The sequence below is a fragment of the Micromonospora arida genome (genome assembly GCF_003857035.1).
Taxonomy (GTDB): domain Bacteria; phylum Actinomycetota; class Actinomycetes; order Mycobacteriales; family Micromonosporaceae; genus Micromonospora; species Micromonospora arida.
In genome coordinates this window covers 1-13,431 of record NZ_QGSY01000116.1, presented here as the reverse complement: position 1 = coordinate 13,431, position 13,431 = coordinate 1, and the positions used below count along the sequence as shown (strand labels likewise).

The 13,431-nt window shown below is 71.6% G+C and carries 13 protein-coding genes and 1 pseudogene; 6 read left to right on the top strand and 8 right to left on the bottom strand.

All coding sequences use genetic code 11. From position 1 onward, the window contains the following. Positions 1-167: 167 nt before the first annotated feature. Both DLJ58_RS06125 and DLJ58_RS06120 read left to right on the top strand, forming a co-directional pair. Entirely contained in the window at positions 168-848 is a 681-nt protein-coding gene (locus DLJ58_RS06125) for an MmpS family transport accessory protein (RefSeq protein ID WP_124854254.1), read from the top strand. A gap of 79 nt (positions 849-927) precedes the next feature. Continuing rightward, on the top strand, positions 928-2,085 hold the full coding sequence (locus tag DLJ58_RS06120) for a pyridoxal phosphate-dependent aminotransferase (RefSeq protein ID WP_244218803.1): 1,158 nt from the start codon (positions 928-930) through the stop codon (positions 2,083-2,085). On the opposite strand, the gene DLJ58_RS06115 is transcribed toward DLJ58_RS06120, so the two are convergent. Next, positions 2,051-2,683 carry a PadR family transcriptional regulator gene (locus tag DLJ58_RS06115; RefSeq protein ID WP_124854252.1) on the bottom strand — a complete coding sequence of 211 codons (633 nt, stop codon included), beginning with the start codon at positions 2,681-2,683 and terminating at the stop codon, positions 2,051-2,053. The genes DLJ58_RS06120 and DLJ58_RS06115 overlap by 35 nt on opposite strands. 73 nt (positions 2,684-2,756) lie before the next feature. Here DLJ58_RS06115 and DLJ58_RS06110 point away from each other — a divergent pair, with 73 nt between their 5' ends. Further along, positions 2,757-5,582: an FtsX-like permease family protein gene (locus tag DLJ58_RS06110; RefSeq protein ID WP_124854251.1), complete on the top strand. Its 2,826-nt coding sequence runs from the start codon at positions 2,757-2,759 to the stop codon at positions 5,580-5,582. A gap of 5 nt (positions 5,583-5,587) precedes the next feature. Then, positions 5,588-6,334: an ABC transporter ATP-binding protein gene (locus DLJ58_RS06105; RefSeq protein WP_124854250.1), complete on the top strand. Its 747-nt coding sequence runs from the start codon at positions 5,588-5,590 to the stop codon at positions 6,332-6,334. Between the two features lie 18 nt (positions 6,335-6,352). On the opposite strand, the gene glmM is transcribed toward DLJ58_RS06105, so the two are convergent. The 7 genes from glmM to DLJ58_RS06070 form a co-directional block, all read right to left on the bottom strand. Beyond that, on the bottom strand, positions 6,353-7,708 hold the full coding sequence (gene glmM, locus DLJ58_RS06100; RefSeq protein WP_124854249.1) for a phosphoglucosamine mutase: 1,356 nt from the start codon (positions 7,706-7,708) through the stop codon (positions 6,353-6,355). A gap of 116 nt (positions 7,709-7,824) precedes the next feature. Beyond that, positions 7,825-8,298 carry a 30S ribosomal protein S9 gene (gene rpsI, locus DLJ58_RS06095; protein WP_112626216.1) on the bottom strand — a complete coding sequence of 158 codons (474 nt, stop codon included), beginning with the start codon at positions 8,296-8,298 and terminating at the stop codon, positions 7,825-7,827. 20 nt (positions 8,299-8,318) lie between these two features. Further along, positions 8,319-8,762 carry a 50S ribosomal protein L13 gene (gene rplM, locus DLJ58_RS06090; protein ID WP_053653864.1) on the bottom strand — a complete coding sequence of 148 codons (444 nt, stop codon included), beginning with the start codon at positions 8,760-8,762 and terminating at the stop codon, positions 8,319-8,321. A gap of 209 nt (positions 8,763-8,971) precedes the next feature. After that, the gene (locus tag DLJ58_RS06085; RefSeq protein WP_124854248.1) at positions 8,972-10,354 is read right to left on the bottom strand and encodes a nitrate/nitrite transporter; all 1,383 of its coding nucleotides are present in this window, start codon (positions 10,352-10,354) and stop codon (positions 8,972-8,974) included. Between the two features lie 159 nt (positions 10,355-10,513). Continuing rightward, a complete protein-coding gene (locus DLJ58_RS06080) occupies positions 10,514-10,807 on the bottom strand; it encodes a hypothetical protein (protein WP_124854247.1) in 294 nt (97 codons plus the stop codon). Continuing rightward, a complete protein-coding gene (locus DLJ58_RS06075) occupies positions 10,797-11,054 on the bottom strand; it encodes a DUF6364 family protein (protein WP_091403518.1) in 258 nt (85 codons plus the stop codon). The genes DLJ58_RS06080 and DLJ58_RS06075 overlap by 11 nt, the downstream gene beginning before the upstream one ends. A gap of 89 nt (positions 11,055-11,143) precedes the next feature. Beyond that, positions 11,144-11,839 carry a class I SAM-dependent methyltransferase gene (locus tag DLJ58_RS06070; RefSeq protein WP_124854246.1) on the bottom strand — a complete coding sequence of 232 codons (696 nt, stop codon included), beginning with the start codon at positions 11,837-11,839 and terminating at the stop codon, positions 11,144-11,146. A gap of 124 nt (positions 11,840-11,963) precedes the next feature. Between DLJ58_RS06070 and DLJ58_RS34460 the strand changes: the two are divergent. Further along, a pseudogene (locus DLJ58_RS34460) lies at positions 11,964-12,149 on the top strand (hypothetical protein); the annotation flags it as partial. Positions 12,150-12,355: 206 nt separating this feature from the next. Beyond that, positions 12,356-13,431: molybdopterin oxidoreductase family protein (locus tag DLJ58_RS06060; protein ID WP_148097978.1), on the top strand; the 1,076-nt coding region annotated here is incomplete at its 3' end.

Genomic DNA, 13,431 nt, shown 5'->3' with positions numbered 1-13,431 from the left:
GGTCACTGCCCCCGCCGGCCGCGCTATGGGCCCCGCCTCCGCCCGCCACCCAGTGGACGCCACAACCGTCCCCGACGCCGTGGACGCCCGACCCACAGACGCCCCCGTGGTCGCCCGACGCCTCAGGCCCGCCGCCGGCCGGATCGCCACCGCCAGCGGGGTGGCCGATGCCCTACCAGCAGTCGCCGGCCGCTGGCTGGCCACCGCCCGGCTATCCGCCGCCCGGCACCGGCTATCCGCCACCCGGCTATCCGCCGCCGTACGCCTACCCCGGGTATCCGCAGGTCCCCGGCAAGCCGGCCACGAGCAGCGGGCGGATCGTCGGGATCGTCGCCGCGGCCGTCGTGGCACTCGTCCTACTCGTGTGTGGCTGCCTCTGCGTGGGTGGCCTGTGGCTCGACCCGACCAACTCCGACCCGATCGCCGAGGAGCCATGGGTCGTCCCCGACGACGACGGCTGGACGGCGCCCACCACTGGGCCGATCATCCCGGAGCGACCCACCGCGCCGCAGTTGCCCACCGCGTCTCCCACCCCCAGCAAGAAGCCGATCACCCGACCGACCTCAGGACCGGCACCCGTGACGGTGGTCTACGAGCTCAGCGGGTCGGGTGTCGTCGACCTCGCGTACTTCGACGCCGAGAGTGACCTCATCCACGTCGACGGCCAGAAGCTGCCCTGGCGGACCACCATCCGCACCAACGGCAAGACCAGGGTGCTGGTGGAGGCCAGATGGGCCGACGACGAAGGTGAGAGACCACTCGACTGCACGGTCACGGTCACCGGCGCCGGCAAGCCGGTCGTCAACAAGACCCGGGGGTACTGGTCAACCAGTTGCGGGCCCGAGTGAGGCTGGGGCCGGAGCCAGGTATGGCCGTAGGCTGGCGCAGGTGACGACGAGCACCGATGTCGACCCGCTGGTGGCCCGGATGCGGCCGTTCGGCACGACGATCTTCGCCGAGATGTCCGCCCTCGCCGTGCGCACCGGCGCGGTCAACCTCGGCCAGGGCTTTCCCGACACCGACGGCCCGCCGGAGATGCTGGCCGCCGCCGCCGAGGCGCTGCGCAACGGGCAGAACCAGTACCCGCCCGGCCCGGGGATCCCCGCCCTGCGCGCGGCCGTCGCGGCGCATCAGCGGCGGTTCTACGACCTGGCGTACGACCCGGACAGCGAGATCGTGATCACGGCGGGCGCGACCGAGGCGGTCGCGGCGAGCATCCTCGCGCTCTGCGAACCGGGCGACGAGGTGGTCTGCTTCGAGCCGTACTACGACTCGTACGCCGCCTCGATCGCGCTGGCCGGCGCGGTCCGCCGGCCAGTGACGCTGCGCCCCACGGCCGACGGCCGGTACGCCCTCGACCCGGCGGCGCTGCGTGCGGCGTTCGGCCCGCGCACCCGGCTGGTGCTGCTGAACTCGCCGCACAATCCGACCGGCAAGGTCTTCACCCCGGCCGAGTTGGCGCAGGTCGCCGAGTTGTGCCAGGAGTTCGGCGCGTACGCGGTCACCGACGAGGTGTACGAGCACCTGGTCTTCACCGACGCGGCGAGCCCGCACGTGCCGCTGGCCAGCCTGCCGGGGATGCGGGAGCGGACGCTGCGCATCTCGTCGGCCGGCAAGACGTTCTCCTGCACGGGGTGGAAGGTCGGCTGGGCGAGCGGCCCGGCGGCGCTGGTCTCGGCGGTGCTCCGGGTGAAGCAGTTCCTCACCTATGTCAACGCGGCGCCGCTGCAACCGGCGGTGGCGGTGGCGCTGGCCCTGCCGGACGACTACTACACCGGCTTCCGGGACGGTCTCCAGCAGCGGCGTGACCAGCTCGTCGGTGGTCTCACCGACGCCGGGTTCGAGGTGCTCGACTCCGAGGGGACGTACTTCGTCACCGCCGACATCACCGCCCTCGGCGGCCGGGACGGGGTGGAGTTCTGCCGGTCGTTGCCGGAGCGCTGCGGTGTGGTGGCGGTGCCCACCCAGGTCTTCTACGACGACGTCGACGCGGGCCGGCGGCTGGTCCGGTTCGCCTTCTGCAAGCGCCCGGAGGTGCTGACCGAAGCGGTCACCCGGCTGCGCGCTCTGGGCCCGAGCCGCTGATCTGCCCGGAGCCGGTCGATCCCGGGTCGGTCGTCGACTCATCCGCGGTGGACGTCGCGAGTCGGGTGAGCAGTTGACCATCGTCACCGAGCAGCACCGACTCGGCGTCGTCCACGAACGACAGGTCCGCTGTCACGTGCCGGCTGGCCGCGGTGAGCAGCAACCCGACCACCGGGTCCTCGGCGGCCCGCCGCAGGCCGTCCAGATTGCGCAGCTCGCGCAGCAGGTGCCCGCGCTGGTTGCCCAGCACCGCGCGAACCGTGGCCGCAGAGCCTGACCGGGCGGCGGCGGTGACCTTGAGGAAGAAGTCGTCCCGGAATCCGCCGCTGCGCGGGCTCGGCTCGGCCAGCCACCGCGCCAACTCCGCTCGGCCGGCCGGGGTGATCTCGTAGACCACCCGATCCGGCTTGATCGGCTGCGGCTGCCGTTCGGCGACGACCAGTTCATCCCGGGAGAGCCGGTCGAGTATCTGATAGAGGTGGCCGATGTTCAGCGGCCCCCACTGCGGGCCGACGGCGGCCTCGAACGCGCCCTTGAGCTGGTAGCCGTGGCTCGGGCCACCAGCGAGCAGGGCGAGGATGGCGTGCTGGATCGCCATGTCACCTCCGGTACGGGTCTTGCATTGTCACAATGTATCGCGCAGAGTGGGAGCCAGCACACGGGGAGGCGCGATGCTCGGCTTCATCTGGAGGCAGCTGCGCGGCCGTGCGGGGCGGTCGGTGGCGCTGCTGGTCGGCGTGCTGGTGGCAACCACCGGCTTCGTGGTCCTGACCGGCGCCACCACCACCTCTCGCCTGGACGTCACCGGCACTGTCGAGCGCAACACCCAGGTCGCCTACGACATCCTGGTCCGTCCTCAGGGGACCCGCACGCCACTGGAGGCCGAGCGCGGGCTGGTCCGCCCCAACTATCTCTCCGGGCTCTTCGGCGGCATCACCACGCAGCAGTACGCGCAGGTGACAGCAGTCCCCGGCATCGACGTGGCGGCCCCGATCGCGATGCTCGGCTATTCCACCACGCTGCTACCGACGCCGCTCGACCTCACCGACGCCGTCGACCGCTCGCTGGACCAGCAGGTCATCCGGGTCGACCCGACCTTCCACGCCGAGCGCGGTCTCTCCAGCGCACCTGGCAAACCCCGGTACGTGTACGTGACCACGAAACCGTTGATCTACCCCCGGATCGAACGGGGATTCGACAGTGACGCCGTGCCGTACTCCGATGGGCGGTCCTACCCCTCGTCGGACACCTGTGGGCCGGCCCCCCGCGAGGTGCAGCCGGACGGGCGCAGCCTCCCCATCTGCGATCCCGGATACGCGCTGCTGGGCAACCCGGGCACCTACTCAGAGCGCGAGGACTGGTCCCTGCACGCCGTCCAACTGTTGCCCGACGGCCGGTTCCAAGCCGACTCCTCCATCCTCGCTACCGACCGGGACGGCTCCGCCACACCCGCCGACCGGCTGGTGATGGCGTACGACCTGACAGTGCCGTTCCTCCTGGCCGCCGTGGACCCGGTGGCCGAGGAACAACTCGTCGGACTCGACGACGCAGTGGTCAACGGTCGAGCCGTCCGCACTGACGACACCGTCGCCGTGAACCGCCGGGGCGCAGTGGACAACCACGAGGTCCCGGTCCTCGTCACCAATCGGCCCTTCATCGACGAGTCGCTGGCGGCCAGGTTCACCCGGCTCGCGCTCAGCCCCGCAGGGGTGGAGGCGATCGACCTGGAGAAGACGTTGAGCCGCCCTGGGGGAACTCCCGCCGGGTCCGGTCGGTACGACCTCACGGCCGGGCACCAGGCGATGCTCACCGAGGAGCTTTCCGTGGCCGGGTGCTGCCACGGCCAACTTCAGACGGTCGTGCAGTCGACCGAGGTGCAGTACGACCGGCTACCCGACGGCAGCCTGCGGGCACGCCAGCAACCGCCCGGCGATCCCGAGGTGTACGGCAGGATGGAGACGTTCAACCCGCTGCCCCGACCCTGGCTCGCCGACGACACCGGTTCCCGATCGATACGGGCGCTGCCGCTACCCGTGGGCGCGCACACCGCCAACCGTTTCTGGCGGGCTGTCGGTGTCTTCGACCCGGGCCGGCTGGCCGGCTTCAGTGACCTCGGCCAACTGCCGCTGGAGACCTACCAGGCGCCGACGGCAGAGGGTGCCGACGACCGCAGCCGGGCAGCGCTGGGCGGTCAGCCGCTGGCGCCCAGCGGCAATCCCGCCGGCTATCTCTCCGCGCCGCCGCTGCTGCTCACCAACCTCGGCAGTGTGCCGAAGATCCTGGAGGGTGGCGGCGGGCCACAGGCCAAGGCCCCGATCAGCGCGATCAGGGTGCGGGTAGCCGACGTGGGCGGCTACAGCGAACGGTCGGCCGAGCGGGTCCGGCTGGTCGCCGAGCAGATCGCGGCGCGCACCGGGCTGGACGTCGACATCACCCTCGGCTCGTCGGGCGCGCCGCAGACCGTGGAGCTGCCCGCCGGCTCGTTCGGCCGGCCGATGCTGCGGCTGACCGAGAACTGGTCGGCACTCGGCGTGGCCTCGGTCATCACCCAGGCGGTGGACCGTAAGAGCCTGGTGCTCTTCGTGCTGGTGCTTGTGGTCTGCGTGCTGTTCCTCGGCAACGCGGTCAGCGCCGCCGTCCGGGACCGACGCTCCGAACTGGCGGTGCTCTCCTGTCTCGGCTGGCCGGTCCGCCGCATCGCGGCGCTGATCCTGGGCGAGGTCGCCCTGCTCGGGCTCATCGCCGGTCTGCTCTCGCTGACCCTCGCGGTGCCGCTCGGGATGGCGCTCGGCATCGACGTCGACTGGCGGCGGTCGGCCCTGGCCGTACCCATCGCCCTGCTGCTCGCGGTGGCTGCGGGCCTGGTGCCGGCGCTGCGGGCCGCGCGCACCCACCCCGCCGCCGCCCTCCGCCCGATGGTCGCTCCCGCCAGCTGGGTACGCCGGCCGCGCACCCTCTTCGGGTTGGCGCTGGTGAATCTGGCCCGCACCCCCGGACGCACGTTCCTCGGCGCCGGCGCGCTGGCCATCGGGGTGGCCGCGCTGACGCTGGTCACCGCCGCTGCCTGGGCGTTCCGGGGTGCGATCGTCGGCAGTGTGCTCGGCGACGTGGTCTCACTGAGCGTGCGCGGCGCGGACACCGTTGCCGCTGCGGCCACCGTGCTGCTCGGTGCCGCTGCGGTGGCGGACGTGCTCTACCTGAACATCCGCGACCGGGCCGCCGAACTGGCCGCCCTGCGGGCGATCGGCTGGACCGACGCCGCACTCGGCCGGCTGGTCGGCTACGAGGGGCTGGCGCTGGGGCTCGTCGGTTCGACGACCGGCGCGGCGGTCGGCCTGGTCAGCGCGGGTTGGCTGATCGGCGCCCTTCCCGGCGCGCTGATCCTGGTGGCCGCGCTGGTCGCGCTGGCGGGCGCGTTGGTCAGCGCTGCCGCCGCGCTGGTGCCCGCCGCCCTGTTGCCGCGCCTACGACCCGCCCGACTTCTGGCAGAGGAGTAGCAGTCATGAGCGAACAGAGCGGCAGCGCGATCTCGGTCGACCACCTGACACGGCGATTCGGCACCGGCGCGGACCAGCTGACCGCGGTCGACGACGTGTCCCTGACCGTCGCGGCCGGCTCGGTGGTGGCTTTGACCGGGCCGAGCGGGTCGGGCAAGTCGACGCTGCTGCATCTCATCGGCGCGATCGAGCAGCCCGACGAGGGCACCGTGACCGTCGACGACGTGGTGGTCAGCGACCTGCGTCGGGCCGCGCTGGCCCGCTACCGGCAACGGGTCGGGTTCGTTTTCCAGCGCTACCACCTGCTGCCCGCACTCACCGTGCTGGACAACGTGATCGCGCCGGTCCTCCCCCGCCGGGGCCGGGCCGATCACGCGACCCGAGCCCGCGAGTTGCTCGACGCGGTCGGCCTGGCCGGGCGGGAGCGCGCCCTGCCCGCGCAGCTCTCCGGTGGCCAGCAGCAACGAGTCGCCATCGCCCGCGCCCTGATGGGGGCGCCGGGCCTGCTGCTGGCCGACGAGCCCACCGGCAACCTCGACTCCACCACCGGCGGGCAGATCCTCGACCTGCTGCTCGACCTCCGTGAACGGCACGGCATGACCATCCTGCTCGCCACCCACGAACAGGCCATCGCTGCCCGCTGCGACCGACTGGTCCGACTGACCGACGGACGCGTCACCGAGGACCTCGACCTCACCGACGGCGAGGACCCCGCCGACACGTACGAACGGGCGGCCCGGCTGCGGTTGTGACGCCGCCCCGAGGTGGTCTCAGGCGACGGGGCTCGCGGTACGGACCAGCTCGGCGATCCGCTCGGCGACCTCACGGGCGGTCGCCTCGGTGGCCGCCTCGACCATCACGCGGACCAGCGGTTCGGTGCCCGACGGGCGCAGCAGCACCCGACCGGTCTCGCCCAGCTCCGCCTCGGCCCGCTCGACCTCGGCGCGGACGGCCGGCGCGGCAGCGCCGACGGTGCGGTCCCCCACCGGAACGTTGATCAGCACCTGGGGCAGCTTGGTGACCACCGAGGCCAACTCGGCGAGGGACTGGCCGGTGGCCGCCATCCGAGCCATCAGGTGCAGGCCGGTGAGCACTCCGTCGCCGGTGGTGGCGTGCGCGGGCATCACGATGTGGCCGCTCTGCTCACCGCCGAGCGCGAGCCCGGAGGCGCGCAGCTCCTCCAGCACGTACCGGTCACCGACCTTGGTCTCGATCAGGCGGATGCCCTGCGCGGACATCGCGAGCCGCAGCCCGAGGTTGCTCATCACGGTGGCCACCAGGGTGTCCTGGGTGAGCGTGCCGGCGTCGCGCATGGCGAGCGCGATGATCGCCATGACCTGGTCGCCGTCCACCTCGTCGCCGTCGGCGGTGACCGCCAGGCAGCGGTCGGCATCGCCGTCGTGGGCGATGCCCAGGTGGGCGCCGTGCTCGACCACGGCGGCGCGCAGCGCCTCGATGTGGTTGGAGCCACAGTCGTCGTTGATGTTCAGCCCGTCGGGCTCGGCGTGGATGGCGATGACCTCCGCGCCGGCCTCCCGGTAGGCGACGGGGGCGATCTCGGCGGCGGCGCCGTTGGCGCAGTCGACCACGACCTTGATCCCGTCGAGCCGGTGCGGAACGGTGCCCACCAGGTGCTGGACGTAGTGGTCGGCACCGTCGAGCAGGTCGTGCACCCGGCCGACGCCGGCACCGATCGGCCGGTCCCAGGCGGTGGTGGCGTTCGTCTCGACGGCCGCCTCGATCTGCATCTCGATCTCGTCGGGCAACTTGTGCCCGCCGGCGGCGAAGAGCTTGATGCCGTTGTCCGGCATCGGGTTGTGCGACGCGGAGAGCATCACACCCAGGTCGGCCTTGGCCTCCGCGGTGAGGAACGCCACCGCCGGGGTGGGCAGCACGCCGACCCGCACCACGTTGGCACCGGCGCTGGTCAGCCCGGCGACCACGGCGGCCTCCAGCATCTCGCCGCTGGCGCGGGTGTCGCGACCGACGACGGCGAGCGGCGGATGACTGCGGTCCGTCTCGGCGAGTGTGTGCGCGGCGGCCACCGCGAGCGCCAGCGCCAATTCCGGGGTGAGATCCGCGTTTGCCCGCCCGCGTACGCCGTCCGTGCCGAACAACCGACCCATACCCGCCAACCTCCGAAAGAGCACTGCCAGTGAGGAGAAAGCGGAACGGCCGACCCGCCTCCCCCGAGGGGGAGGCGGACCGGCCGTCCGTCAGAAGTACAACGCGCTGGAAAAGATCAGCGCTTCGAGTACTGGGGAGCCTTACGGGCCTTCTTGAGACCGTACTTCTTGCTCTCCTTGACCCGGGCGTCACGGGTGAGGAAGCCGGCCTTCTTCAGGGCCGGGCGGTCGTCCGGCTCGTTGATGATCAGAGCGCGGGCGATGCCCAGGCGGAGCGCACCGGCCTGGCCGGTGGTGCCGCCGCCACGCAGGTTCGCGATGACGTCGAACTGCTCGAGCTTCTCGGCGGTGACCAGCGGGTCCTTGATGAGCTGCTGGTGCACCTTGCTCGGGAAGTAGGCCTCGAGGTCCTGGCCGTTGCAGGTGATCTTGCCGGTGCCCGGGACGATGCGGACCCGGACGATGGCCTCCTTGCGGCGGCCCACGGTCTGGATCGGCCGGTCACCACGAGGCGCGCGGGCAACGGGCGCCGGCGCCTCGGTGGCCTCGGGGGCTTCCGGGGCGACCTCGGTCTCGATGATGTCGGTCATGCTGCTTCCTTCGCCCGCGCTCACTGCGCGATCTGCTTGATCTCGAACGGCACCGGCTGCTGCGCGAGGTGCGGGTGCTCGGCACCGGCGTAGACCTTCAGCTTCTTGATCAGCTGACGGCCGAGCTTGTTGTGCGGGAGCATCCCCTTCACGGCCAGCTCGATGGCCCGCTCGGGACGCTTGGTCAGCAGCTCGTCGTAGCCGATCTGCTTCAGACCACCCGGGTAACCGGAGTGGCGGTAAGCGACCTTGGTCTGGCGCTTGTTGCCGGTCAACGCAACCTTGCCCGCGTTCACGATGACGACAAAGTCGCCCGTGTCGACGTGCGGCGCGAAAGTCGGCTTGTGCTTACCACGCAGCAACGTGGCGGCGTGGGTGGCCAGGCGGCCCAGCACGACATCAGAGGCGTCGATGACGTGCCACTGACGCTCGATCTCACCCGGCTTCGGGCTGTACGTACGCACAGGTCTACCTTGTCTCGTCGTCGGTCTGGGGTCGCGCGCCGAGGTGACCAGATCTAGCAGGCCGGACCAGCGCGCACGAACGACCAAGCGTACCTGATGGGGCACGCCTCTGGATGTCGTACAACAGCAGGCAACGATACCCGGCGCCCCGTCCGCAGGTCAAAACGGGGGTGCGGTCCCGCGCGGCGACGCGCCGAGGGTGGCTCAGCTCACACGTTGGCGAGTCGACCGGCCCTCGGACGGCGGTAGACCACCCAGGTGACCGCGAAACACAACGCGTACCAGCCGATGAAGGCCAGGTAGGCGGCGTCGGCGTTTCCCGAGCTGAGGAACGACTGGCGGAACGCGATGTTGACCAGCACCCCGCCGAAGGCGCCGATCGCACCCGCGATGCCGATCAACGCGCCGGTCATCCGCCGCGCCCACCGCGCGGCGGCCTCCGGATCACGCTGACCGGTGGCCACCGCGTCCGCCGACCGGGCCCGGAAGATCGCCGGGATCATCTTGTACGTGGAGCCGTTGCCGACGCCGGAGAAGACGAAGAGGGCGAGGAACCCGGCGAGGTACAGCCCGAACGAGCGCTCCCGCGCCGCGTACAGCACGGTGCTCGCGCCGGCCGCCATGGCCACGAAGTTCCAGAAGGTCACCCGCGCCCCGCCCAACCGGTCGGCCAGGTGCCCGCCCAGCGGCCGGATCAACGAGCCGACCAGCGGGCCCAGGAACGTCAGCCAGGCGGCGTCGACCGGGGTGGGGAACCGCTCGGCGAACTGGAGCTGGAGCACCTGACCGAAGGCGAAACCGAAGCCGATGAACGAGCCGAAGGTGCCGATGTAGAGCAGCGACATCACCCAGGTGTGCGGATCGCGGGCCGCCTCCCGCAACGCGCCCGGCTCGTTGCGCGCCCCCGGCACGGTGTCCAACCAGCGGGCCGCGGCCAGCGCGGCCAGCACGATCAGCGGCAGGTAGACCGCCGGCACCAACCGGGGGTACGCGGCACCCGCGGTGGCGAGCACTGCCAGGCCGACGAGCTGCACGGCGGGTACGCCCAGGTTGCCGCCACCGGCGTTGAGCCCGAGCGCCCGTCCCTTGAGCCGCTGTGGGTAGAACAGGTTGATGTTCGCCATCGAGGAGGCGAAGTTGCCGCCCCCGACCCCGGTGAGGCAGGCGAGCACCATCAGGGTGGTGTAGGACACCCCGGGCTCCAACAGCACCGTCATCGGGACCGCGGGCACCAGCAACAGCAAGGCGCTGATGATCGTCCAGCGTCGTCCGCCGAAGCGGGCCACCGCCAGCGTGTACGGCAGCCGCAGCACCGCCCCCAGGGCGGCCGGCACGGCGGTGAGCAGGAACTTCCCGGCCGGATCGATGCCGTACGCGGGGCCGAGGAAGAGCACCGTGACCGACCAGAGACTCCACACCGAGAAACCGACGTGCTCCGCGAAGATCGAGACCCAGAGGTTGCGCCGGGCGATCGGCGCGCCGGTGGCCTGCCAGAAGTCCGGGTCCTCCGGGCGCCAGTCGTGCAGCGGTTGCCGGCGACCGGTGACGGCAGGCGGCTCGGCGGTGACTACGGTGCTGGTGAGCGTGCTCACGGCGGCTCCTCCTCGTCGATGTGACGAGGAGGAACGCTAGGAACACCCGGTTACCTGGCAGTGCCCGTCGCGGGTCGGGCCGGAAACGGGGATCGCACCACGGGCCGGCGGCGATGGTGAGCACGCCACCGGGGTGGCGCGATCAGAGCTGCCCTACGGTCAGAGCTGCTGGAGGATGCGCAGCGCGCGGCCGACCCGGAGCATGGTGTCGGTGTCGGCGACGTCCACGCACGCGGTGAACCACTTCTTCATGGGCGAGGAGATCCGGTCGGGCATCACCACGTACCGGCCCATCGACACGGCGAGCGGCGAGTCCCGTAGGAGCGACTCGTCAACCACCTCGACCACGATCACGATGGGCACGTCGGTGGAGTTGTAGACGTCCGAGCTGATCACGAGGCCGAGGCGTTCCCGGGCGCCCTCGATGCGCCAGATCTCACCCCTACGCAGCACGCGGCCGTCCGCCGGAGAACAGGTCGTTGACCATGCCGACCTCGCGGGCGTCGGCGAGCGCGGCAGACTCCAGATCCAGGCTGGCGCGGCCCACGGCGGCGGCGTGCGCGGTGAAGACCTCGCGCAGCGCCTTCTCCCGGGCGGCCTGGTCCATCCACGCGGAGAGCGACAACCCTTCGCGCTTGGCGAACCGCCGCGCCTCCTCGATCGTCTCGTCCGTGAACGAGAGAGTCACCTTGGCAGTCATGCCGAGCAGATTACCCACCGGTGTGACCAACAGTCATCCCTGCGCCCGCCGGCTCGCCCCCGGGCGGCGAAACGCACATTCCGTCGGGCTCACCCGGCCCGACCGCCGAACACCGCGAAGCGCCACTCCTTGAAGTAGCAGTCGACGTCGATCAGGCCCGCCTCGGCGAGCCACCGGCACTGGTCGGCCACCGTGGCCGGGCGGTCGTGGCGCATCCGCTCCCGGGAACCCGCGATCTCGTCGGGAGACGCACCCAGCTCGGTGATCCGCTGCATCCACACCTCGTCGTAGCGCCGGTCCAACTCCGGGGTCGGGCCGGCGACCTGCTCGGCGTTGACGAACACCCCGCCCGGTGCCAGCGCGGCGGCGGCCCGTCGGTAGAGCGCGCGCTTGCCGGCGTCGTCCAGGTGGTGGATCGCCAGCGCGCTGACCACCGCGTCGTACCGGCCCGGCGGCAACTCGTCGGCCAGGTCGGCTCGGACCGTTCGGTGTGGCACGGACCGCGCGTCCAACTGGTCGGTGGCGCGGGCGAGCATCGCCGGCGCTCCGTCCACCAGGGTCAGCCGGACTCCGGGCACCGCGGCCGACAGCAGCAACGAGAGCAGGCCGGTGCCCGCGCCCAGATCCAACACCTCCGGTGTACGCCCGGCGGCGAGCGCGGCCCGCAACGGCGGCGCGGCCACCTGGACGGCTGTGCCGTAGAAGGCGTCGAAGCACGGGATCAACCGCCTGCGCGCCTCGTCGTACGTGCCGGCCAACGCGTCGAAGACGTCCGTCACGCTCATCAGGGCCTCCCATATTCTGGAACAGATTTCCCACATTATAAGCCGACGAGCGACGCTGATGTCGTCAGCGATTCAGCTCCAAAGGCCGTCCGGCTCGTACCTCCCGTCACACGGGAAGTCACAACCGACGTACGACGGGTGGCTGTGGATCGACGGTTACCAACTGGCCGCGAACGTTGATGCGGTCGCGCGCCGGTCCCTGTTCGTGATGCCCGCAGGCCTGATCTGGCCGGACCCGCGGGCACTTCACGCCCGGTTCCTGGGCTGGCTGTCCCTGACCCGCCGACCACACCGTCACGACGTGCGCTGACCGCCCCGCGAGGTGACATCCGCTGCCGCTTTGGAGCTGATGTCGCAAACGAGTCAACCGCCGATGTCGTCAGCGATTCAGCTCCACAGGATCCGACTCCCACCCTCCAACGCGCTCGCTGCCCCTGTGCGGTGTGAGCCCCACTTGACAGGACCGAAACAGAAGGGACCCGGACCGGAAACCGCCCGGCGGCACGCTTTCCCGACATGACAGACGGTGCACGGTCGGCGACTCCGCCGGGGCTGACGCCCCGGGAAGTGGCGACGCACTGCCCGTACTGCGCACTGCAGTGCGGGATGACGCTGCGCACGGACGACGCCGGTGTGACGGTCCACCCGCGCGAGTTCCCCACCAACCGGGGCGGGCTCTGCCAGAAGGGTTGGACCGCCGCCGAACTGCTCGACCACCCGGATCGGCTGACCACTCCCCTGGTGCGCGACCCGGCCACCGGCGAACTGCACCCGACGAGCTGGGACACCGCGCTCGACCGGGTGGTCGCCGGCATCCGCGCCGTCCAGGACGACGCCGGCCGCGACGCGGTCGCCGTCTTCGGCGGTGGTGGCCTGACCAACGAGAAGGCGTACGCGTTGGGAAAGTTCGCCCGGATCGGGCTACGCACCCGGCACATCGACTACAACGGACGGTTCTGCATGTCCTCCGCGGCAGCCGCCGGGATGCGCGCCTTCGGCATCGACCGCGGGCTGCCGTTCCCCCTCGCCGACCTGGGCCGGGCCGACACCCTGCTGCTGGTCGGGGCGAACCCGGCGGAGACCATGCCGCCGCTGGTGCGCTGGCTCACCGAGCAGCGCCGCAACGGCGGAAAACTGATCGTCATCGACCCCCGGGTCACCGCCACCGCCCGCCAGGCCGACCTGCACCTGCAACCGCTGCCCGGCACCGACCTCGCGGTCGCCAACGCCCTGCTGCACATCGCTCTCACCGAGGGTTGGGTCGACCGGGACTACGTGGCCGACCGCACCACCGGATTCGACGCGGTCCGCCGAGGCGTCGCCGCCTGGTGGCCGGCCCGCGCCGAACAGCTCTCCGGGGTGCCGGTGGCCGACCTGGAGGCGACCGCCCGAGCGCTGGGCACCGGCGGTCGCGTGATCATCCTGACCGCACGCGGTGCCGAGCAGCACGCCAAGGGGGTGGACACCGTCACCGCGTACGTCAATCTCGCCCTCGCCCTCGGTCTGCCCGGCCGCGACGGTTCGGGGTACGGCTGCCTCACCGGCCAGGGCAACGGTCAGGGCGGGCGGGAGCACGGGCAGAAGGCCGACCA

Excerpts from the sequence above, each read along its gene's own strand:
- DLJ58_RS06125 (WP_124854254.1), top strand. The coding sequence starts at position 168 with ATGCCCTACCAGCAGTCGCCGGCCGCTGGCTGGCCACCGCCCGGCTAT.
- DLJ58_RS06120 (WP_244218803.1), top strand. The coding sequence starts at position 928 with ATGCGGCCGTTCGGCACGACGATCTTCGCCGAGATGTCCGCCCTCGCC.
- DLJ58_RS06115 (WP_124854252.1), bottom strand. The coding sequence starts at position 2,683 with ATGGCGATCCAGCACGCCATCCTCGCCCTGCTCGCTGGTGGCCCGAGC.
- DLJ58_RS06110 (WP_124854251.1), top strand. The coding sequence starts at position 2,757 with ATGCTCGGCTTCATCTGGAGGCAGCTGCGCGGCCGTGCGGGGCGGTCG.
- DLJ58_RS06105 (WP_124854250.1), top strand. The coding sequence starts at position 5,588 with ATGAGCGAACAGAGCGGCAGCGCGATCTCGGTCGACCACCTGACACGG.
- glmM (WP_124854249.1), bottom strand. The coding sequence starts at position 7,708 with ATGGGTCGGTTGTTCGGCACGGACGGCGTACGCGGGCGGGCAAACGCG.
- rpsI (WP_112626216.1), bottom strand. The coding sequence starts at position 8,298 with ATGACCGACATCATCGAGACCGAGGTCGCCCCGGAAGCCCCCGAGGCC.
- DLJ58_RS06075 (WP_091403518.1), bottom strand. The coding sequence starts at position 11,054 with ATGACTGCCAAGGTGACTCTCTCGTTCACGGACGAGACGATCGAGGAG.
- DLJ58_RS06070 (WP_124854246.1), bottom strand. The coding sequence starts at position 11,839 with ATGAGCGTGACGGACGTCTTCGACGCGTTGGCCGGCACGTACGACGAG.